Annotated in this window: 21 protein-coding genes; 9 read left to right on the top strand and 12 right to left on the bottom strand. The window is 58.7% G+C overall.

Annotated elements, in window-relative coordinates:
* Positions 1 to 132: 132 nt before the first annotated feature.
* From JZI28_RS07090 to JZI28_RS07070, 5 genes are all read right to left on the bottom strand, one after another.
* Positions 133 to 1,095, bottom strand: a complete 963-nt coding sequence (locus JZI28_RS07090; RefSeq protein ID WP_375699688.1) for a sulfotransferase family 2 domain-containing protein — start codon at positions 1,093 to 1,095, stop codon at positions 133 to 135.
* Positions 1,096 to 1,576: 481 nt separating this feature from the next.
* Positions 1,577 to 2,239 (bottom strand): Hint domain-containing protein, encoded by a 663-nt coding sequence (locus tag JZI28_RS07085; protein ID WP_375699687.1) that lies wholly within the window; start codon positions 2,237 to 2,239, stop codon positions 1,577 to 1,579.
* Between the two features lie 97 nt (positions 2,240 to 2,336).
* The gene (locus JZI28_RS07080; protein WP_295447230.1) at positions 2,337 to 3,026 is read right to left on the bottom strand and encodes a sulfotransferase family 2 domain-containing protein; all 690 of its coding nucleotides are present in this window, start codon (positions 3,024 to 3,026) and stop codon (positions 2,337 to 2,339) included.
* A gap of 353 nt (positions 3,027 to 3,379) precedes the next feature.
* Entirely contained in the window at positions 3,380 to 3,973 is a 594-nt protein-coding gene (locus JZI28_RS07075; RefSeq protein ID WP_375699686.1) for an HD domain-containing protein, read from the bottom strand.
* Entirely contained in the window at positions 3,970 to 5,118 is a 1,149-nt protein-coding gene (locus JZI28_RS07070; RefSeq protein ID WP_375699685.1) for a TauD/TfdA family dioxygenase, read from the bottom strand. Before JZI28_RS07070 ends, JZI28_RS07075 begins: the two co-directional genes overlap by 4 nt.
* 86 nt (positions 5,119 to 5,204) lie before the next feature.
* Here JZI28_RS07070 and JZI28_RS07065 point away from each other — a divergent pair, with 86 nt between their 5' ends.
* Positions 5,205 to 6,062 carry a LysR family transcriptional regulator gene (locus JZI28_RS07065; RefSeq protein WP_375699684.1) on the top strand — a complete coding sequence of 286 codons (858 nt, stop codon included), beginning with the start codon at positions 5,205 to 5,207 and terminating at the stop codon, positions 6,060 to 6,062.
* 161 nt (positions 6,063 to 6,223) lie between these two features.
* On the opposite strand, the gene JZI28_RS07060 is transcribed toward JZI28_RS07065, so the two are convergent.
* The 4 genes from JZI28_RS07060 to JZI28_RS07045 all read right to left on the bottom strand — a co-directional run bounded on the left by JZI28_RS07060 (position 6,224) and on the right by JZI28_RS07045 (position 10,033).
* A complete protein-coding gene (locus tag JZI28_RS07060) occupies positions 6,224 to 7,717 on the bottom strand; it encodes a cryptochrome/photolyase family protein (RefSeq protein ID WP_375699683.1) in 1,494 nt (497 codons plus the stop codon).
* A complete protein-coding gene (locus tag JZI28_RS07055) occupies positions 7,714 to 7,851 on the bottom strand; it encodes a DUF2256 domain-containing protein (RefSeq protein WP_295447240.1) in 138 nt (45 codons plus the stop codon). The genes JZI28_RS07060 and JZI28_RS07055 overlap by 4 nt, the downstream gene beginning before the upstream one ends.
* The gene (locus tag JZI28_RS07050) at positions 7,848 to 9,356 is read right to left on the bottom strand and encodes an FAD-binding domain-containing protein (RefSeq protein ID WP_375699682.1); all 1,509 of its coding nucleotides are present in this window, start codon (positions 9,354 to 9,356) and stop codon (positions 7,848 to 7,850) included. Before JZI28_RS07050 ends, JZI28_RS07055 begins: the two co-directional genes overlap by 4 nt.
* A 245-nt stretch (positions 9,357 to 9,601) precedes the next feature.
* The gene (locus tag JZI28_RS07045) at positions 9,602 to 10,033 is read right to left on the bottom strand and encodes a helix-turn-helix domain-containing protein (protein WP_375699681.1); all 432 of its coding nucleotides are present in this window, start codon (positions 10,031 to 10,033) and stop codon (positions 9,602 to 9,604) included.
* A gap of 70 nt (positions 10,034 to 10,103) precedes the next feature.
* Between JZI28_RS07045 and JZI28_RS07040 the strand changes: the two genes are divergently transcribed.
* The 6 genes from JZI28_RS07040 to msrB all read left to right on the top strand — a co-directional run bounded on the left by JZI28_RS07040 (position 10,104) and on the right by msrB (position 15,058).
* Positions 10,104 to 11,333, top strand: coding sequence for an MFS transporter (locus tag JZI28_RS07040; RefSeq protein ID WP_375699680.1), 1,230 nt, complete (start codon positions 10,104 to 10,106; stop codon positions 11,331 to 11,333).
* Positions 11,334 to 11,650: 317 nt separating this feature from the next.
* The gene (locus JZI28_RS07035; RefSeq protein WP_375699679.1) at positions 11,651 to 12,502 is read left to right on the top strand and encodes a DUF4394 domain-containing protein; all 852 of its coding nucleotides are present in this window, start codon (positions 11,651 to 11,653) and stop codon (positions 12,500 to 12,502) included.
* A 127-nt stretch (positions 12,503 to 12,629) separates the two neighbouring features.
* On the top strand, positions 12,630 to 13,172 hold the full coding sequence (locus tag JZI28_RS07030; protein WP_348154513.1) for a sigma-70 family RNA polymerase sigma factor: 543 nt from the start codon (positions 12,630 to 12,632) through the stop codon (positions 13,170 to 13,172).
* Positions 13,169 to 13,891 carry an anti-sigma factor domain-containing protein gene (locus JZI28_RS07025; RefSeq protein WP_375699678.1) on the top strand — a complete coding sequence of 241 codons (723 nt, stop codon included), beginning with the start codon at positions 13,169 to 13,171 and terminating at the stop codon, positions 13,889 to 13,891. Before JZI28_RS07030 ends, JZI28_RS07025 begins: the two co-directional genes overlap by 4 nt.
* Positions 13,892 to 13,965: 74 nt before the next feature.
* Positions 13,966 to 14,517 carry a fasciclin domain-containing protein gene (locus JZI28_RS07020; protein WP_375699677.1) on the top strand — a complete coding sequence of 184 codons (552 nt, stop codon included), beginning with the start codon at positions 13,966 to 13,968 and terminating at the stop codon, positions 14,515 to 14,517.
* Positions 14,518 to 14,590: 73 nt separating this feature from the next.
* Positions 14,591 to 15,058 carry a peptide-methionine (R)-S-oxide reductase MsrB gene (gene msrB, locus JZI28_RS07015; protein WP_295447255.1) on the top strand — a complete coding sequence of 156 codons (468 nt, stop codon included), beginning with the start codon at positions 14,591 to 14,593 and terminating at the stop codon, positions 15,056 to 15,058.
* A 184-nt stretch (positions 15,059 to 15,242) separates the two neighbouring features.
* On the opposite strand, the gene JZI28_RS07010 is transcribed toward msrB, so the two are convergent.
* Complete coding sequence (locus JZI28_RS07010; protein WP_375699676.1) at positions 15,243 to 16,175, bottom strand: DMT family transporter; 933 nt, start codon at positions 16,173 to 16,175, stop codon at positions 15,243 to 15,245.
* A 78-nt stretch (positions 16,176 to 16,253) separates the two neighbouring features.
* Between JZI28_RS07010 and JZI28_RS07005 the strand changes: the two genes are divergently transcribed.
* Positions 16,254 to 17,882, top strand: a complete 1,629-nt coding sequence (locus JZI28_RS07005; protein ID WP_375699675.1) for an AMP-binding protein — start codon at positions 16,254 to 16,256, stop codon at positions 17,880 to 17,882.
* 51 nt (positions 17,883 to 17,933) lie between these two features.
* Here JZI28_RS07005 and JZI28_RS07000 read toward each other — a convergent pair whose 3' ends face one another.
* Positions 17,934 to 18,389, bottom strand: coding sequence for a GNAT family N-acetyltransferase (locus JZI28_RS07000; RefSeq protein ID WP_375699674.1), 456 nt, complete (start codon positions 18,387 to 18,389; stop codon positions 17,934 to 17,936).
* Positions 18,390 to 18,613: 224 nt separating this feature from the next.
* Between JZI28_RS07000 and JZI28_RS06995 the strand changes: the two genes are divergently transcribed.
* Entirely contained in the window at positions 18,614 to 19,624 is a 1,011-nt protein-coding gene (locus JZI28_RS06995; RefSeq protein WP_297341843.1) for a hypothetical protein, read from the top strand.
* A gap of 152 nt (positions 19,625 to 19,776) precedes the next feature.
* On the opposite strand, the gene JZI28_RS06990 is transcribed toward JZI28_RS06995, so the two are convergent.
* Complete coding sequence (locus JZI28_RS06990) at positions 19,777 to 21,177, bottom strand: SPOR domain-containing protein (RefSeq protein ID WP_375699673.1); 1,401 nt, start codon at positions 21,175 to 21,177, stop codon at positions 19,777 to 19,779.
* Between the last annotated feature and the right edge of the window lie 12 nt (positions 21,178 to 21,189).

Raw genomic sequence — 21,189 nt, 5'->3', positions numbered from 1 at the left:
GTGTAGTTTTGCGCTGTTTGCATAGACACTCGCGTTCAACCCAACTGCTCGCTCTCCTGAAGTTCTCCCAAGATCGGCTATGGTGTCAGAGATTGATACAAGCCACCGGAGCGAAAGTTCAGACCGAATATCTTAAAACCGCTCATCCAAAATTCTCCAAAACAGTTTTTGGGCCTGTTGGCAATCCGCTTCTCTCCGAAGCACAACTATGGTGCAAGCTAGCAAATGTGACAGTCGTGACATCCCTGAAAACTCAGGTTGCAACTGATGGAAATGTTCGATCAAATTCTTTGACCGACCCGCCCAAGTGGTGCTCTGCTTGCCTGGAATAATCTCGGTAGTGAATGGCTCCAAGTCGCAGTCAACTGCAGGCAAAGAGTCTGCCGCATTGTTTACTAAGACAACTTGATCAGAGAAATAGGCAGACCAAAGACTGTAAACTGTCAGGTCAGCAGATCTTTGGGTATGGGGACTTACTGGTGAAATAGCGCTGCTCTGTGGCCCCGTTTCAGATTCGTAGCCTAACTGAGTATAGTCCTCCCGAAACAGGTTTTCAAAGCGGTCAATGTCTTCAAGAGCCCATGGCTCTGCCGGCAACTGCTTACCAAAAGATCGGCGAAGTCGTGGCAGCTCCGCAGAGATCCCCATCTCCAAACACAAGCCTGAAAAATCAGCATCAAGGTTTTCAAACCGTAGTGTGGTTTTGGCAAGAAAAAGACAGTTGAAAGGGTGTGTTTGAGGAATCAAATGATGCTTAAGGTTCCAAGACAGGCTTCTCTGACTGCGGTCGAAACCGACCAAAGGATCCTGCAGCACATCTAACGCCTTTGCAATGGTTAGATCTGGCCAACGTGGTTCAGAATAGTAGTCCTTTTCCAATTTGTTACCATATTTGAACATCCGAAACGCAGAGAGGAAACGGGCCTTCGGCTCGCGTACGACTGCAAAGCTGTCCAAGTGTCTGTGGCTATTGGGAATGTGTCCAAAGTACCTTCTCTGAACGTCTCCCCCCAAGGCCTCTCGCACTGAAGTTCCCCCCGTCTTTGGCAGATGGATGAAGATAGCTTTGGGGTTCTTCAGTAAAAAGTTGGTCATCTTGGTAGGTCATCATCGTTTGGGAAGGAGAGCTCACTCGCACACACGAGTTCCTCATCCACGGGGGGACAATGCCTGAATTGTACGAATTGGGCCACCAAGTATTTGCCACGTACCGAGGCAGCTCAGTTTTCACTAGCAAGAGGACCAGTACTTACCGATGACTTACTGTATTGGAAGCGCAATGACCGCTTTTATGCGGCATCGCAGCGGGCACAGACGGTGTTTCTAGACAGAAAGATAAGCTTTGCAAAGTACGCACTGCGCATTGCTGAGATTGAGTTCGGTGCCGCCTCTGGTAAGATTTCAGAGCGGGCCTTTTGTGCCCCCACCGATTGCGGCTTTTGCAACGTCTGCAGCATGGCGATTCGCAGGCCCGGCAGGAAACGGATCTTTGTAAACAAAACAGCCCAAAGCGCGCAGGCTTTGGGCAGCTTGTGATCAGGTTTACAGCCCGGTCTGGGTCCAAAATCGTGGCTTATTACATCTGAAAGGCACCTGGAGACGTCATTGGCAGTGCGCCAGTCATCATCACAGCCTCGGCAGTGGTCATCGCCTCGACCAGGGCACAGGCCTCTTCGATGGGCAATACCTTGTAGATGTCCTCTTGCAGATCGACCCCGATGGTCAGCAGGTCGCGCGGTGCCGGGCAATATCCCAGCAGACCTGCCTCAAGGTAGATCACCTCATCCTGTTCAAAACGCGGCGTGATCAGTTGCAGGTGATTGTCCGGATGCAACCGGCAAATTCCCCGGTAGCTCTCTAGGGTCGAGGCTGGCACCACGGCAAAGGGGTCGCCCTGGTGATCCTCGATCAGGTCGCTTTCCATCAGCACGCCCTGATCCGGCATCAGCCACATGGGCACCCGGTTGTTCAGCGCATCGCGGGGGATATGCATGGGGCAGCGGGTCGGGTCGATCTCCCCCGCTTCCAGCTGCACGGTCTCGCGCACCATTTCGACCACGGTCTGCATGCCATGATCAAAGGTCAGCACCTTGTCGCCGGCACAGAGCGCCTCAACCGGGCGCCAGCCCAGGTTCGACGCCACATGGGTGCCGCTGAGAAACCCGCCCTGACCTACAGAAACAGGCGGAACCGACAGTTCTGCGCCAAAGCTCAGGCGTTTTTGAAACCAATCCAGCATTTCGATCTCTCCTCTGCGGCGGCACAAGTCCCCTGGGGGCGGAAGTGCTGCTATATTTGTCTGGCCAGTCAAACCGGAGAGAATCTATGGTGCGATCTCACGTGGTTGGACGGCCTGTTTGATCCAAGGCTAGGTCGAAATCGTTAAAAGAATATTCAAATCGTATTATTTCTTCTCGGCAGGCCTGGGCAAGTGCCTCTTGGGTCTGCTCATCATAGTAGCCGCGCCAGTCCCGGTGCCGCTCAGAGGTGTTTTCACGGGGCAGTTCCAGCGTGAATCCGAGGTGATCAAACAGCGGCGCGGCATCGGTGCTGAACTGTTCCAGCCGGATATAAAGCTGGCACTGCTCGCGACCATCCGCCCGGCGCATATAGCTGGGTGCGCTGTGGGTTTCAAAGCTGCGCAGGATCACTGGATGCAGTATAAAATCTTTAAATTCCAACCTTTTGGAAAGCAAAACTGCCGGATGGTCAAAGCCCTGCCCCCGCAGCCAGTGATAATAGCTCACCGCGCGATCCCAGGGATTGCGCACCAGAGTAAAGGTGAAGAGGTCGCGCATCTCCTGCTCGGGGATCAGCCCGGTGAGATCGGCAAGGGTGGAGTGTTTCCACAAGCGGCCCGCCGTTTTCACCCCCTGCAAACGGCGACGGCGTTTGCTGGCCTTTGGGGTATCCCCCAGCATCATATCGTCGCGCATGGCCCGCGCCTCCAGCGCCAAAGCCAGGGCCGTGCCGCCGGTTTTGGGGATATGTATGAACAGAAATTTACGGCCGCGTGACAGGATCATGGCATCAGGCTACGCCATCCCAAGGCAGAAGAAAACGCCTGCGACCTGGTCGCTAAGACACACTTAGCTACTGTTCGGCAGTGTTGCCTCGCCCTGCGCGGTTGGTACTTTGTGGTGGCGATAACATCCGAGCCGAGGTTGCGCCACGCTGAGGTCGCTCACAACAGTGCGTTGTCGGTCTGCCAGATCTGGTGGCCTGGTTATTTGCAGTCTCATCCAAATGATCGATGCAGTGCAACCGCCCCCACGGCTGTCCGACAAAGAGCTGGAAAAAGTAGCGTTTAGCCACTGCGCCCGAGCCTTTGTCAGCCGCGCGGGCGCAGTGAAAACAGGTTAGGTGAGCAGGACGCGGGTCAGGCGTTGACCCTGCTGTGCCTGTCGACCTGGCGTTGCACCATCGGGGCAAAGTGCCAGAAGTCCGGCGTCTCCATATCGGGGCGTTTGCCTGCCTCATCAAGGTAGCGGACCGCAATGATCGTATCCAGATTTGGGTTCTTCTCGAACACGGCAACTTCGTCCGGGCTCATGGCGCCGCCCTGAAGGTTCAGAGAATGAATCGAGGCCTCGGACAGTCGCTTGAAATACTCTGGCCGGGTCGCACAAAGATAGCGCTTTGCGGCAACGTGGTATCGGCAACAATCGGTGATCACCCTCGGAAAGAACCGCTCAAGCACCTCGGCGCCAGCGTGCTCGTGATGCCGGTCCTCGGTGTCGTCCATGGTGAAGGTGCCAAACTCGCTGGTAAAATGGCCGATGTCATGCAGCAGTGCTGCGACAATGATCTCTTCGGACTGGCCGTTCTGCTCTGCGATGGTCGCGCCTTGCAGCATGTGCTCGCCCATCGTCACCGGCTCGCCGAGGTATTCTTCGCCGCCGCGCCGATCAAAGATCGACCCGATGAAGTCTACGATCGTTTTGTGGTTCAACATTTCGATATCCGGTTTCATTCCGCAGCCTCCAGGGCTGTCGAACGCACCATTGCGTCATAGGTTGACCGCAGCCCGTCCATATCGGCGTAGCAGCCCTGCAACCAACGGGTGCCCTCGCCCGAGTATCCCTTGCGTGCGTGCAGGACACGGGTGTTGTCGATGACAAAGGCCTCGCCGGGGTTCAGTCGGAACGTCACTTCCATTGCCGTATCATCGATGATCTCGCCCAGCCTGCGATAGGCCGCATAGTAGTCTGCCATCAGGTCGAAGGGCACATCGGTGATCGCGGCGCAGGACCGGTTGTTGAAACGGATCCCGATCAGTGCGCCGTCCGGTGCAAGTTCGATCATCGGACGACGGGAGGTCAGGCAAACGCCATCTTCGCCCGCGTATTCAAAGCGCGCACAATGATTGGCCAGCAGGTCGAAACCTTCAGGATCTTCAGCCCGCAAACGCAGCGCGGCGGCAAATCCATCGACAACCATGTTCTCCCCACCTGCAGCCGAGCTTTCAAGACAATGCAGCACCTGCACTGTTGGCACCGGATCGCGGTATGGGTTGTCGGTATGGGCTTGCAGACCCAAACCAGTGAAGGCGAGGTTCGAGGGATTGACCTCTGTGCGGACTTCGAAATGCCTACCATAGTTGGTTTCGCGCACATGGCCGAACAGGCCCACGATGTCGAACAGCGTGCCGGGGGCGGCGGGCGCGTTTACCACCTTGGCAAAGCCATAGCGCATGATCTGGCCAAGCCAGTCCTGCAGAGCGCGCCCCCCCTGTGCAAGCGCAGCAAAATCTCCGCAAGGCACGTCTGCCATGAGATCCGCATCCCAGGTCTCGACCCAGTCTTCCAGCCATCCACGTTGAGCGGCTGCTGCTTGATCGTATGCATGCGCTTCGAGCCAGGCAAGATCGAACGAGACGCGCTTGCCCTCGGGGGCAAAACGCACATCCAGCGTACCGAGCTTGGCGATTTCCGCCGCCTCGATGCGGGTTTCGGCGGGGATGTCCCGAAGAGCAATCAACCGCTGGCCGTTGCCCTGCGCCCGCGTCTCATGGTCTTGTGCGTTGTCCCGCAGCCATACTGCATGGAAGCGCAGCGGCCCTGAAGACATCTGAAGAGTTATAAATGATCCAGTTGGATCGACTGTGACGGTCGGCATGCTTGCGCCCCTTTGAAAATGTCTGTTGCGCTTGAACCTCGCGCAGACCTCGCATAAATACAAATTAAGAAAAACAAGTATGAGGCATGGTTTTGCTTATGCATGGAAATCGGCTTCCACCGCTTGAATGGATACGTGCATTCGAAGCAGCGGCCCGGCTTGGCAGTTTCACCGCAGCCGCAAGCGAGGTTGGCCTGACGCAGGCGGCAGTCAGCCAGCGGATCGGTCAACTGGAGAAGCATCTTGGCATCAGACTGTTCAACCGCAAAGCACGCACGATCGCGCTGACAGTCGAAGGCGAAGCATGGCTTCCGCATGTTCGCCATGCGCTCGACGGTTTGCGCGACAGCACCGAAGCGATCTTTGGCCCGGGACACAAACGGCTGACAATATCGGCGAGCCAGTCGGTGATCGAGTTGTGGCTGATGTCGCGGTTGGGGCAGTTGCAGGCCTTGACAGGGGCTGAGCTTTCGATCCGTACGCTGGTTCTGGGCGCCCATGATGCACCACTCGACGACGTGATCAGCATTCGCTACGGAACGGGAGATTGGCCGCATCCTTACAAGGCCCGCCTCTACGCCGAAGAACTGGCCCCGGTCGCGGCTCCTTCGCTTGCAACGCGCGCGGATCCCTGGACCATTTTGCCGCGGATTGCCTGCGCAGGGGCCCGCCCGGGCTGGCCTGCCTGGGCAGCCGCCTTCGGCATTCCGACGACCCCAGTGCCACATCTGCGCTTTGACACCCAACTCACGGCTTTGACCGCGGCAAAGGCAGGGCTGGGAGTGGCTCTCACATCGCTTCCCCTTTGTGCCGGCGCGCTGAAGGAAGGGACGCTTGTACGGCTTGACGCGCGATCGCTTGCCCATCACGAAAGCTACTGGCTGCTCGCTGGGCCAAAGGCCGTATCCCGCCAGACCTGGACGACAATCGCCGAAAGCGTCTGACAGTGAGAAGAATACCGTCTTGGGGCTAGGATCCAGTCGTTTTGACCCTAGGCTCAGCACCCTAGATTACTGGCGCTGGTATTGCCAAGACCGCATTTCGTTCGTTTGGCAGAAATGCCTTTTATTCCAGAGGCGCACCTGGCTGTGTATTTCTGCTTTGTTCAATTCAGTTGCGACAAAAATTCCTCGGCAATCGTCAAATGGTAGTCCTTGTTCTCCGGCTTCATCCGCTCGGCTGTGCGGCACATCATCGCCCAACGCGGGTTCTTTGCGAGCGCATCTGAATGCTTCAAAATGAAACGCCAATACAATCCGTCCCAGACCTCCGTCCAAGGCCCTTTGTCCCAGTGGCTCATTTTCCGGATATAGTTTGAGCCGGAGAAGTAAGGCTTGGTGGTGATCAACCCGCCATCGGCGTGCTGGCTCATGGCATAGACATTGGGAACCATGACCCAATCGTAGCTGTCCACGAACATCTCCGTGAACCAACGATAAACGTCGTCCGGGTCAATCTCGCACAGAAACATGAATCCGCCCAGCACCATCAGCCGCTCGATGTGGTGGCAATAGCCGGTCGCGAGCACGCGCTGGATCGTGTCGTCCAGCGGGGAAATGCCGGTTGTGCCGTCGTAGAAAGACTTGGGCATGGGGCGGCGGTGGCCCCAGTGGTTGGTTTGCCGCATGGGGACACCGAGCTCATCATAGGTGGCCCGGATAAATTCGCGCCAACCGATGATTTGACGGAGAAAACCTTCCAGCGAATTCAGAGGGATATCCCTGCGCTTTGCATAGGCAAGCGTGCTGTCCAGCACCTGGCGCGGGGTTAGCAGCCCGATATTCAGCACAGGGGTTAGAATGGCATGCCAAAGCCAGCTTTCACCTTCGACAATCGCATCCTCAAAATCGCCGAACCGGTCAAGCCGCCGCTCGAGGAACTGATCGAACCAAGCGGCGGCAGCCGCGTGCGAGGTCGGATAGTAGAGCTTTTCCAAACGGCCTATCGCCTTCGGGAATTCGGCAAGAACGCTTGCTTTTGCGGCCTCATCGATGGCGTCATGGGCGGGCCAATCCATCCAGGGCAGGCTTGCCAGCAATGCCTTTGGCACCTTCTTGCGGTTGTCCTGGTCAAAGCTCCACTTTCCGCCTAGGGGTTGGTCATCCTCCATCAAAACATCCAGGCGGCGACGCTGGCATTTATAGAAATCTGCCATGAACCAGCGCTTACGGCCCTGCGACCATTCAACATTGTCGCCCCGGCTGTTCAGAAAGCCGGGAGAGGGCAGGATATCAAGTGCGATGCCTGTGTCCTTTGCAGCCGCATTAAGGCGACGTTCGGCAATGAAATCAACCGGGTCAGCCATGACCACTTCGGTGATCTCTTGCCCCCTTAGGCTTTGGAAAAGCCGCAGGCACGCTCCCTTTTGCCCGTCATATGGAAAGATCTCGGCATCCATCCCTTGTTTCACCAGTGCCTGATGATAGCGCGCCATACTGGCCCGGTGCAGCCAAAGCTTTTGACGGTGCATCCTGGCCGGATATTGTGGGTCGCCAAAAAAGAGCGGGTCTTCGAAAAGAACCACATGCTTTACAGGGGTAAGCAGGGCCGGATGGTCAGCAAATAACTGATTTGGCAGCAGGATGGCGGCTTTAGTCATGAGGATGCCCTGCAGCGTTTGGAGCAATATTTCACCTCGTTCCAGACCTTCGCCCATTTCTTGCGCCAGACAAAGGGGCGGCTACAGGCGGGGCAGATCTTCTGAGGCAAATCCGATTTCTTTTGGTGTTTCACGACGTCTCTCCAAAAGGCAGGCTCAATTGGTCAGAGCGTTTCGGTGCAGGTGCCTTCCGCCTGGAACGGTTTTTTCGGCTCGCATGTTTGATCACGATCGCCTCGGCCTGTGCGCGAAACTCCGGGCGGCGCCGAACCTCCCAGATCTTTTCACGCGCGGCTTTTGCGGCTGCCATATGATCAAAAATTCGTTCGGGATAATCGTGACCGATCACCTCTGCCGCGTTATCTGCCGCCCATGGTTCATGGAGATACTGATCGGGAATCTGCGCCAGTTCCGGCAGCCAGGTGCGAATAAAAGTGCCCGTGGGATCCTGATCAAATCCCTGCTTCACCGGGTTATAAATTCGGACAGTATTGATGCCCGTGGTGCCTGATTGCATCTGCACTTGGCTCCAGTGAATGCCCGGTTCGTAATCGGTGAACATCCGCGCCAGATGCAGCCCCGGTGCACGCCAGTCGAGCCAAAGGTGATAGGATGCCACAGCCATGAGCATTGCGCGCATGCGGAAATTCAGCCAGCCCGTAGCTTGCAGCGACCGCATGCAGGCATCCAGAAATGGGTAGCCGGTTTCCCCTTTTTCCCAAGCCTCTAGCCGTGCGACGTCGGGCGTTCTGGGGCGCAGATCGTCATACAGACGGTGGAGATTTTCGAACTCAACCCGCGGCTCGTCTTCTAGCTTTTGAATGAAATGGCAATGCCAGTGCAATCGCCCTGAAAAGGACCGCAACGACTTCCGCCAGGTTTTGTCGGCGGGGGGCAAGGCGCGCCGCCGTGCCTCATTCGCCTGCGTCACTTCACGCATCGAAACCGCGCCCCAGGCCAGATACGGAGAAAGCCGTGAACAGGCGGAGACGCCCTCAACCGGGCTGGACATGGCGCGCTGATATTGCTCACCCCGTTGTTGAAGAAAGCTCTCCAACCGCTCTTGCCCAGCCCGTCGCCCCCCGGTCTGCCGCCCCGGACAGTGATCTGATCCAAGACCCAGATCCCGGGACGAGGGTATCGGCCCCGGCACACTCTCTACTGGGGCGAGATGCGGCGCAGACGCGCAGGGCTGGGCCATCAGTCGATCCCAACGCGTCGCCCAACCGTCGCGAGACTGAAGCCGCCGCCAAACACCATGGTTCTGCAGTTCATGCCAAGGCACCCCTTTGTCGCGACACCAGGCCGCGACCTGTTGATCCCGCCGAAAGGTCCAGCCATTGCCAGTTTCTTCATGCGACCAGAGCGCCGAGAGCGCTCCTTGGCGCGTCAATCCTTCCAAAATGTCAACGACCGCCCCCTGACGCACAACCAGCGGCTGGCCAAGCCGCCCAAGCTCTTCGCGCAGTTCTGCAAGCGTTTGCGCGATAAAGCCCCAGTGCCGAGGCGATGCATCAGGCTGCTGCCAAAGATCGGGCTCAACAACATAGAGCGGCAGAACCGGCCCGGCTCGTGCCGCACAGGCCAAGGCAGCATGATCCACCACCCGCAGATCTCGCTTGAACCAAACAACTTGCATGAGCCATCCACCTCTCGCCGTCAATCTTATCGATTACGTCAGTCAGTCTGGATCAGATCACCATGGTATCGCTATGAATAATGGATGTAGCCACAATTTCTGTTTGGCGGTCATTCAAGCGTTGTGCAGCACTGATCAATTTGGGCTCCTAGCGGATCTCTGACACCTTTGGGATGAAACCCAGCGCGTTTGTGGGGCCAATAGCGGCTCAGAGGCTGAGCGGACGACGCGGCCATTCGTCCAGACTAACCCAAGGTCTGCAAAGGTGGCTTGATCCGTTTTTGTCGCCGTTTTCCAGCAAGGTCGACGAGTCGTCTAAAGGTTGGGCACTCCATATGCGACGGAGCCGGGCAGTCGGCAACATGGCGAAGGGTATCGCGTAGCGCGGTGAGCTCTGCAATGTGCCGGTCCAGTTCATCTGCTCGGTCGTGCAGATCCTTTCTTGGCAGGTCGGGCTTTCCGCCTGGACCGAACATTGCCGAAATGTCCTCAAGCGAGAAACCCGCCGCCTTCCCCATCGAGATCAGCGCAAGCTGCAAAAGCACATCGGGTTCGAACTGCCGTCTTAGCCCATGTCGAGCCACCGAAGATATCAGACCAATCTCCTCGTAATAACGCAGTGCCGATGCCGGGATACCGGCCTGTCGCGACACCTCGCCGATATCGATCAGTTTCATGATTGACCTCAAGTTGGCTTGAATTCGTAAGGTGCCCGTTCACATCGATTCTCGCAAGTGGAGTACACAGATGAAGACATTCGAACCATCGGCACCCAAGGCTGCGCAGCGCGGGGGGATGCTGTGTCTTTCGCTGTCCATGGTGCTGGCCTCGCTGGGAACCAGCATCGCCAATATCGCACTCCCGACGCTGGCGGTGGCCTTCGACGTGTCATTTCAATGGGTGCAATGGGTTGTGATCGCCTATCTGGTGTCGATCACCCTTTTTGTTGTGATCGCAGGGCGTCTCGGGGACGTTTTTGGTCGGCAACGGATGCTCGCTGTTGGTCTGGTTTTATTCGCTCTGGCATCCACGCTTTGCGGCCTGGCATCCAGCCTGTGGATGCTGGTCGCGGCTCGGGCGCTTCAGGGGATCGGTGCCGCATTTATGATGACGCTCGCCATCGCTCTTGTGCGAGAGACAGTCGAGACCGAGCGTGTCGGACGGGCCATGGGATGGCTCGGCACGATGTCGGCCATTGGAACGGCGCTTGGCCCGTCTCTCGGCGGCGTGCTTATCGGCTGGGTCGGATGGCATGCGATCTTCCTTGTTCTGGTTCCGGTTGGTCTGTTGGCGGCCGGATTGGCATTGCGGCTCCTGCCAGCGGTCGCGCCGATCGGGACAACGCCGCGATTGAATTTGTCCGCGCTTGGAGAAAATGGCGTAGTTGCTGGCCTAACGGCAAACTTTCTGGTGGCGAATGTGATGATGGCTACGTTGGTGGTGGGGCCGTTCTACCTCGCCGTCGCGCTTGGCCTGCAAGAGGCGATCGTCGGTCTCGTAATGTCGGTCGGGCCGGTCCTGTCGATCTGCACTGGCGTGCCGTCGGGTCGATTGGTCGATAGCTGGGGGGGCCAGCGGGTTCTGACGCTCGGGCTGGGAACCCTTGCCGCCGGGGCTCTTTCGCTATCGGTGTTGCCCGCAACATTCGGTGTCGCAGGCTACATCGCGGCAATCGCGATCATGACGCCGGGATACCAGATGTTTCAATCCGCCAACAACGTGATGGTGATGGCAGGCGTGTCCGCGGACCAGCGCGGCGCGGTGTCGGGCCTGCTCGGACTGTCGCGCAACATCGGTCTCATATCCGGGGCGTCCGTCATGGGAGCCGTCTTCTCAGCCGGTGTGGGAAGCACCGCTATTGAGGAAGCCGCCGAAGCTGCGATTGTCGACGGCTTGCGGATCACGTTCATGCTCGGCGGATTGTCGATCCTGATCGCGCTGTGGTTCACACGCCGTCTAGCCTCGGTTCACGTCTGACAGCAGCCCCTTGCTGGAGCGCCGCGTCAAAGCCGCTGCTCATTTCCGCCGCACTATTGGTCAAACCGGGATCAAAACCACCGTTTGCGGTGTCAGCACACCGACACGGTGCTGGGCCGTAGGTCAAGAGCGCAGAGCCGGACAAACCAGAAATGCGCTGCGGCTGCGAGAAAAGGATAAATGTGGGCGCAAGACTTTATTGCCAACTAAATTTCAAAGTGATCAAGTTTTTGAAACTATCCAGCACTGCCTTTCGTGGTTCAGGTCAGAGCGCATCCAGTACGGTGCGTAACCTGTCTAATTTGAAAGGAAATACGATGAAAACTCGAGCTCTTGTGACATCCTTGATTGCCCTTGCGACCGGTCCGGCATTTGCCGCAGGTCACGCAGCTGTTTCGGGTTATGCCTTGGCCAATGACGGCGCGACGCTGGTTGTGATGAGCGATGTGAACGCCCCCGGAGAGGTGATGACCTACAGCCTTGCCTCTCCGTTGAGCGCAATTGCATGGCGTCCCGTGACCGGAGAGTTGCTTGGCTTTTCCGATGGAATGATCGCGGTGATCGACCCGATGTCGGGCGAAATGACCGATCTGGGCGCGTCGTTCATGGACGGTGCAATGATCGGCGACGGAAAGATGGTGGCGTTTGACTTCAACAACAAGATCGACGCCGTTCGCGCCGTGACATCGGCCGGCGACAACCTGGTCTATTTTCCCGAAGGCTTCGGCGACAATGATGAGCGCGCAGGTTCTGTACGCCGCTTTACCGACCTCGCCTACTCTGACGATGACGCCATGACAGATAAAACACCGATGATCTTTGCCAATGCCTACACAAACGCGATCAATGGCGAGACAGCGGGCGCGACATTCCAATATGCGCTTGATGCCGAAACCGACTCGCTGGTCAGCCTGGCAAACAACGCAGGCACCCTGAAAACCATCGGCAAGATCACCGTTGACGGTGCCGCTGTCGACCTCGCCCCGATGGGTGGCTTCGACATCGTCTCGTCCAAGGAAGGCGAGAACATGGCACTTGCAATCCTGCAAATGGAAGGCGCTGGATCGGCTGGCCTTTACGAGATTGACCTCGAAACAGGGGCCTCCGCGATGAAGGCCGATCTGAAAATGGGTGGCATTACCGGCTTCGCGACGTCGCTCGGCAAGTAATTCGTCGCGATGGGTAAATGAGTTCCTTCATACCAGTGCAGGATGGTCCCGGTGGCAAGAGATTGCTGTTCGGGACCATTTCTGTCAGGAAGACAAGACGAAGTTATTTGAGCTGCTCAAAACACCTATGACAGACCGCAAGAACATCGAAGAGTTTATTGGCAGGGTCGCGCTTGGTGACCGGGCTGCACTGGCCGCGCTTTATGATGCCACAAGCGGGAAACTATTCAGTGTCTGTTTACGTGTCTTGAAGAACCGCTCAGAAGCCGAGGACGCGCTGCAGGACGTGTATCTGCGGATTTGGGCCAAGGCTGACCGCTATGCGGTGACGGGTCACTCTCCGATGACATGGCTCATAACCGTTGCGCGAAATCTGGCCATAGACCGGCTGCGTGCGAAAAAGAGCAATCATGTGGACCTCGACAGTGTTGGCGAGCTTGTCGAAAAGCGTCCAGGGCCTGAGGCTGCAAGTATAGCAGCCTCTGAACAACGTCGCATCAGTGCCTGTTTCGCGGAACTACCGCCAGACCGTGCCGATGCTGTCCGCTCCGCCTATCTCGACGGGGCGACGTACCAAACGCTTGCGGACCGTTTTGACGTGCCGCTGAATACGATGCGCACCTGGCTGCGCCGCAGCCTGCAATCTTTGAAGGAGTGCCTTTCACGATGAGCGACCTTCAGGACATACCGGAAGACGAGGCCCTGGCTGCTGAATACGTCTTGCGCCTGCTGGACGCGGACGCAGAGCAGGCCTTTGCAGCGCGGCTTCAGACCCACCCGGATCTTCGCGCGCATGTGCAGTTCTGGGAGGCAGAGTTGGCAACCATGGCCATGGACCTGCCGGAAGACACTCCATCGCCTTCGGTCAGGGCAAAGCTTGTCGCCGAATTGGGCGGCGAGGCCGCGCGCCGGCGCCGTGGATGGGCCTGGGGTCGTGGATGGGGCTGGAACTGGTTGGCTTTCCCCGCAATGGCCGCCGTTGCCCTGGCCGCATTCCTCGTCTTCAGCCCGATGCTGCGCGGCCCGGCTTTTGATCCCACGCATCATGCGACGCTGATCTCGCAAGACGGCGGCCTGCATATCGAGGCAGGCTACGCCCCGGACGGCAATCTGTTCAAAGTCATCCCGGAACAGGGCAGGCCCGCGACAGGCCGCGATTTTGAGCTTTGGGTCATCGGCGCAGACGCACCAGCGCCGGTCTCCCTGGGCGTGATCCCTGCGGATCGCGAAAGCCTGTTCGAGATCACGCCCGAAATTGCCGCCTTGATCGACGGCGGAACTCTGGCGGTCTCGGATGAACCGGCAGGCGGATCACCGACCGGCGCGCCGACAGGAGCCATTCTCGCGCTCGACGAATTCTTTGATGCAGATTTATTTCGCGCCGGCTGAAACTGTTTCCGGCCGGGCGCCGTGGTTCCCTCATAGCCGCAGGAAATTGCGGACAATCATGAGAGGAAATAAGCATGAAAATCGTATCCAAAATCGCTACAGCCGCAGCAGCGCTGACCATTGCAACCACAGCCTATGCCGAAAACCCGATGGTTGGTGGCGCCGCCATGTTCGAGACTAAAAACATCGTGGAAAACGCGGTGAATTCAGCCGATCACACCACACTTGTTGCCGCTGTCAAGGCTGCCGGCTTGGTCGAAACGCTGCAAAGCCCTGGGCCTTTCACAGTCTTTGCACCCGTAAACGACGCCTTTGCGGCCTTGCCTGCGGGAACGGTCGAAACGCTCTTGATGCCTGAAAACAAAGGTATGCTGGTCAAAGTTCTGACCGCGCATGTGGTGGCCGGTGATTGGTCCGCCGCAGAGATCGCTCGTCAGGCGCGTGCCTCATCCGACGGCTTTTATCACTTCAATACCGTGTCAGGTGACGCCCTGTCTGCCCAGGTCAAGGGCAACAATGTCTACATCCTCGACGAAAGCGGCAATGCAAGCCTGGTAACAATCGCTGACGTCAATCAGTCGAATGGCGTGATCCACGTCGTCAATTCCGTTCTGGTTCCAAAATAAGTCGAGCAGGCGAGCGGATGGGAGGGCCTCCACAGGGCTCTCCTATCCGCGCAATTATTCAAAAGGTGATGTTATGAACCGTCGAGCATTCCTGTTGACCACTGGCGCGGCCATGCTTGCACAGCCGCTGACCGCTGAGACCTGCGACTTTGAGATTTGCCGCAGCGAAGCCCAGTGGCGCGCCCGTTTGAGCGACGACGAATACCTCGTATTGCGCGAGGAAGAGACCGAGCAACCCTACACCAGCCCCTTGAATGAAGAGACGCGCCCCGGCACCTACCGATGCCGCGGATGCGACCTGCCTGTCTATGGCGCAGAGGCCAAGTATGACAGCGAAACCGGCTGGCCGAGTTTTTTTGAAAGCCTCCCGAATGCGGTTAGGACAAAAGAGGACCGAAGGTTCATCTTTCAGGTCCGGACCGAAGTACATTGCCGTCGCTGCGGCGGCCATCTGGGTCATATTTTTGATGATGGGCCAGAGCCGACCGGCAAACGCCATTGCTTGAATGGGCTCAGCTTGTCATTCGCTCCTGCCGGATGATCCATGGCAGATGTCGATCTTGTCGGCGTCTTCAGACCAAGGGTTACAAACCTCGCGCCAAATAGGCTGGTTCTTGGCCCCTATGCAAATGCCTCCCTTAATGCCGCAACAAAACCCGTTCACAGCTCAAAACAGGTATTGAGAGTGCTTGGGCTCATATTGGGCCTTCTGCGGTCCTCGCCAATTACGCCCCCTTGGAAGAGCGCAACGCCAGGGTGGAGCCTGCGAGAACAATCAAGGCAATTCCCAGCATTTGCCAAAGGTTGAGCACCTGACCAAAGACCACCCAGGCGATGGCCGGGCCGACCAGCAGCACTGAGTATTCGAACACGGCGACAAAAGACGCCTCGCCCAGCTGATAGGCCCTGGTGATCAGAAACACCCCAGCCACGGCGGCAAAGCCCTGCAGCAAGATAAAATGCGACATCTCCCAAAGCGGCCAGACCCACCCCCGGGTGACAAACCCATCTGCGCCCTGCCCCACGGGCAGCGGCCAGATCTCGACTGCGACCAATAAGCCTGCCCCGATCAGCCCCTGAGCCAAAAGGTAGATGAACAGCATCGCAACGGTGCTTTCCTCTTTGCACATGGTGCCGGTGACGATCGACCCCAGCGCGTAGAAAAAACCGCCTGCAACCGGCAGCAGGATCAGCCAGTCGAAGGCCGCAACATCGGGCTGCAACACAAAGAGCACGCCGACAAAGCCGCCAATCACCGCTGCAATCCGCACCATGCCGATGCGCAACCGCATAAACAGCACCGAAACCACCACGATGATGATCGGCGAGGTGAACAGACCTGCCAGCGCCTGCGCTATCGGCATCAAGGCCACCGCAGAGAAATAGAAAACCATCGCCAAAGCCACCAACAGAGCCCGCAACCCCACTGCGCCAAAGCGACGCGGCATCATGCTGCCAAAACCCATCTTCGACAGCACCCAGAGAATTGGCAGCGCCACCAGCGTGCGTAGCAGGTAGAACTGCCCCAGCCCCATGGTTTCTGCCATCAGAGGCACGACATTATCAGTGACGCCAATAATCGCCATCGCCGCCAACATGGCCTGCGCCGCCGTTGTTTGATGTCCTGCATGGGGTGGAAGGGCTGCAATCTGTTTCATAGCTCTTCCAATGCCTGCAACTTTGCTCATTATCTGTTCTCAAACCGACATACCAAAAGAATCACGGGAGGATAGCTGATGGGATGGATGGCTGATGAGGCGGGCCTGGAGAAGACCGCAGCAAACTACGTACCGCTGACACCGCTGTCGCATCTGCGCCGGGCGGCACATGTTTTTGGCGACATTCCGGCGGTGATCTATGGCAATCACCGCAAGACCTATGCCGCCTATTATGATCGCTGCACCCGGCTGGCCTCGGCACTGGCGGGGATGGGCGTGAAACCCGGCGATGTGGTGTCCACCCTCATTCCCAATCTGCCCGCCCAGGCCGAAGCCCATTTTGGCGTGCCCGCCTGTGGTGCGGTGCTCAATACCATCAACACCCGGCTGGATACTGAAACGGTTGCCTATATCTTTGAGCACGGCGGCGCCAAGGTGGTGCTGGTGGATACCGAGTTCCTGCCCCTGGCCGAGGCCGCCGTGGCGCAGATGGCGGGCCAGCCGCCGCTGCTGATCGAGGTGCCGGATCCGCAGGCCGGTTTCGAGGCCACCGGCCGTCATCCTGCCTATGAGGAAGTGCTGGACGCCGCCGAGCATGATTTTGACTGGATCATGCCGCAGGATGAATGGGAAAGCCTGGCGCTGAACTATACCTCTGGCACCACAGGTCGCCCCAAGGGCGTCGTCTACCACCATCGCGGTGCCTATTTGATGACCATGGGCACGGTGATTTCCTGGCGCATGGTGATGAACCCGGTGTATCTGGCGATTGTGCCGCTGTTTCACTGCAACGGCTGGAACCACACCTGGATGATGCCAGTTTTGGGCGGCACCCTGGTCTGCTGCCGCAACATCACCCCCGGCGCGATCTACACCGCCATTGGCGACCACGGTGTCACCCATTTTGGCGGCGCGCCGATTGTGCTTAACCTATTGGTCAACGCCAAAGAAGAAGAGCGCCGCGCCTTTGACCACACGGTCGAGGTCTTTACCGCAGGCGCCCCGCCCGCGCCTGCAACGCTGCAAAAGATCGAAACCCTCGGCTTTCATGTCACCCAGGTGTACGGCCTGACCGAAACCTATGGCCATGTCACCGAATGCCTGTGGAAAGGCGACAAATGGGATGGGCTGGACCACCAGGGCCGCGCCGCCATCAAGGCCCGCCAGGGGGTTGCCTTCCCAATGATGGACCATATCACCGTAATGGATGACGACATGAAGCAGATCGCCCGGAACGGCGCCGATCAGGGTGAAATTGTCATGCGCGGCAACTCGGTGATGAAAGGCTACCTGAAAAATCCCGAAGCCACCGCTGAGGCCTTTGAGGGCGGCTATTTCCATTCCGGCGATATCGCGGTGCAGCACCCCGATGGCTATATCCAGATCGCTGACCGGGCCAAGGATATCATCATTTCCGGCGGCGAGAATATCTCCTCTGTCGAAGTCGAAGGCGTGCTGATGGGCCATGCGGCGGTGAACCTGGCGGCGGTGGTGGCCAAACCCGACGACAAATGGGGCGAAGTGCCCTGCGCCTTTGTGGAACTCAAAGAGGGCGCAGAGGTCTCCGAGACGGAACTGATCGCCTTTGCCCGCGAGACTCTGGCGGGTTTCAAGGCGCCAAAGCGGGTGGTTTTCCAGGAGCTTCCCAAGACCTCTACCGGGAAAATCCAAAAGTTCGAGCTGCGCGAAACCGCAAAATCCCTGTAACCAAGCCCGGTTACACCCCCGGCCCCCTTGCTGCTGCAGGGGGGCCGGGCCTTAGGCCAAACGCCGCAGCCGTGGGCCGACCTCATCAAACCCATTGCGCAGGTAGAAGTTCAGTGTGCGGTGCCATTCAGGCTGGCTTGGCGCGCCAACCTCAAGACGCGCCCACCCCCGCGCCCGCGCCTCTTGCTGCGCATGATCCAAAAGCAGCTGCGCAACCCCTTGCGACCTCATGTCAGGGCGCACGTATAGCTCTGATATCTCGCCAAATTTGCCACCAGCATAGATTGCGGCACATTGGTTCAGCGTGATGACACCAACTGGCGCGTCCCCGGCATATGCGATGGCTGCACTCACATCCGCCCCCGCAAGCAGAGCCTGAGCGATGTCAAAAACCCCCTGCTTTGCGGGCGCTTTCCCACCCGAAAGCTCATCAATCAGCGCATGTACAAAATCAGCAACGATCGCGGCGTCTTCAACCCGCGCCGCCCGTACAAAAATCCCTGTCATCTCTCCGCTTTCTCTCACATCACAACAACACCCCTCACGTTACAGTAATTTGATCAAAAATACACAGTGATCTACACCCGACCCGCGCCTGGCATTGCCGATCCGACGCGCCACCCCAGGAAAAACGCGCTATTCAAGGCCTTTGCTATGCAAAGCCATTTGCCGCCTGCGGCAGAGCCATGCTAGGCTTTTGGCAACGAAAACAGGCAACACAGGCAGGATGAATGACCGTTCTGAGGGAATTCGAACGACTTGAGGCTGCGGGCCTTTGGCGAGCGAGCCCAGACGCGCAGCGTCGTGACGTGATCATTTCGGTTGGCGATGCGACGCTCACCATCACCGATATGCAGGACCGGGTGCTGGCGCATTGGTCTCTGGCGGCGGTGGAACGGGCCAACCCCGGTGTATTTCCGGCCCTGTTTCACCCGGATGGTGACCCCGGTGAACAGCTTGAAATCCCCCAGGATGAAACGACAATGCTGGAGGCCATCGAAAAGGTCCGCACCGCGATTGAGCGCGCCCGCCCCCATCCTGGCCGATTGCGGGTGGTGAGCATCTTTGGCAGCCTGGCGCTGGTGGCACTGTTGGTGGTCTTCGGGCTGCCAGGATTGATGCAAAACCACGCAGTCAAAGTGGTGCCAGAGATCAAGACCAAGGCGATCGGACAGGCCTTGTTGGGCCGCATTGAACGGGTCTCGGGGCAGGCCTGCGCCACCCCGGAGGCCAGCCCGATCCTGGCCAAACTGGCAGCACGCACCGACGTGCGGCAACTGGTGATCATGCGCTCAGGCGTCGCCAGCAGCCTGCATTTGCCCGGCGGCATTGTGCTGCTGAACCGCAGCCTGGTGGAAGATTTTGAAGATCCGGCGGTTGCCGCTGGTGCGGTCCTGGCCGAGCGCGCCCGCGCCCATTTGCACGATCCGCTGGCGGAGCTGCTGGAGGTTGGCGGTTTCCTTGCCTCTTTCCGCTTGCTCACCACTGGTGAGCTGACCCGAGAAACCCTGGATCGCTATTCCGAAACCGTGTTGGCCGCGCCGCGCCCAGTGTTGCCGGATGATCTGTTGCTGGCCGAGTTTGCCCGCGCCGCCATTCCCTCGACCCCCTATGCCTATGCGCTGGATGTGACCGGTGAAACCACGCTTGGTCTGATCGAAGCCGATCCAATGGCTGGCCGGGTGCTGGAGCCGGTGCTGAATGATCGCGACTGGGTGCAGCTGCAAAACATCTGCGGCTAGACAGTGCCCCGCCGGGCGCTATCCGGGGGCGCTCTGGCCGCTTTGTAGATGGGAAGCGGCAATCGCGCTGATAAAGCGCTGTCCCATCATACAGCCTGACAGATGCAGGTAGGTAGATGCAGGTAGGTAGATGCAGGCGGGCCAAGCGGCGCTTAGCGACTGATACGCGCACCACGATAGCCAGCGGCGCGCACTGTGCTGAGCGCCTGTTCAGCTGCATTCAAATTGCCAAACGGCCCGGCCATCACCACCTTATAGGGCTGACCATTGCGCGACACCGAGCCAAGGCGCACCGGCACACCGGTGGAGGCCAGAGACCGCGCCGCCTGCTGTGCCTCAGCCGGATCAGCAAAGGTCGCGGCGCGCACATAGCGCGAGGCAGAGGCCACAGAGCGTTCCTCCAGGGTCGCACCGGGCTGCGAGCGGCTCGACAGCCGCAACGCCAGCCCGCTTGAGGCCTCGCCCTCAAAATCATCGGTGCGGCTGTTTTGGCTGGTCACAACCTGACGATCCAGCGGCAGGTCGCGCAGCCTGCGCGGTGTGCCATTGTCCCAGATTCCCGCCATCTGCGCGTCGCCCTGGGCAGTACGGACGCCCCGCATTTGGTTCATCCGATCATCGCCACGGGCAACCAGCACATAGCCCGCAGGCACCTCTGTCTGGCTGGTCAAAATTGCCGGACGCAGATCACGCTCGGCGCGACGCAGGTTCAGGCGGTCATCCTTCCAGGCTGGTTTGTATCCTGCTGGCGTGGTCAACCCCTGACTATGGCGCTGCTGTTGATAGACATGCACCGGCAACACCCGCGTATTGGGCGTCAGCTGCAGCGAGGACTGCGGGCCAATGCCACCGCCTGAGCCATAGCTGACAGGTGATTTATCCTGCGGCCCACAGCGCACGCCACTTTGGTTGCTATACTGCTGGCTAATCGCCGAGGCCCCGGCGCAGCCGCCCTGAGAAGCGCCAGTTGGTTGGTTGGAGGCCGTGGCGCGGGGATTGGGCACCCTGGCAACAGGGGCGGCCTGAATGCGAACCGGAGCGGCTGCTGTGGTGCGGCGGGTCTTGGGCGCTGGCGCAACCCGCGCGGTGGTGGTTTGCGGCGTCCGCCGCACCCGCGTCGTGGTCACCACAGTGGGCGCAGCAGCTGTTGCAGCGGCGCGGCGCGGCGCACTGGCAGTCGGACGGGCGCGTGCAGGACGGGCTGTAGATGCAGCAGCGGAGGACGCGGCCCCGCCATTCAGAGTAATCTGTTCAGGTGCGGCACTTTGTGTGGGGCGCGCGGTGGTCCCGGCGATAGCCGTTGGTTTATAGCCACACAGTTGCTTGCGATTGCGCGCCACCCGCGGCACCCAGTTTACATTGCCATCAATACCGGCGCGAATATAGACGCAGCCACGGCTATCGACAAACTGGTTGCCCTTAAAGGAGGCTGGCGGATACTGGGCAGGAGAGCTGACAGACCGCAAAGTCTGCGCCTGCAGCGCTGAAGTCTCAACCACGGCTGCGGCAGAGGCCGCTATAATGGCAAGCGCAACAATTCTTGTAAGTTTCATACCAAGGCCCCA

The organism is Pseudophaeobacter sp. TrK17, assembly GCF_042192375.1.
Lineage (GTDB): Bacteria > Pseudomonadota > Alphaproteobacteria > Rhodobacterales > Rhodobacteraceae > Pseudophaeobacter.
This window is presented reverse-complemented; position numbering and strand designations above follow the sequence as displayed.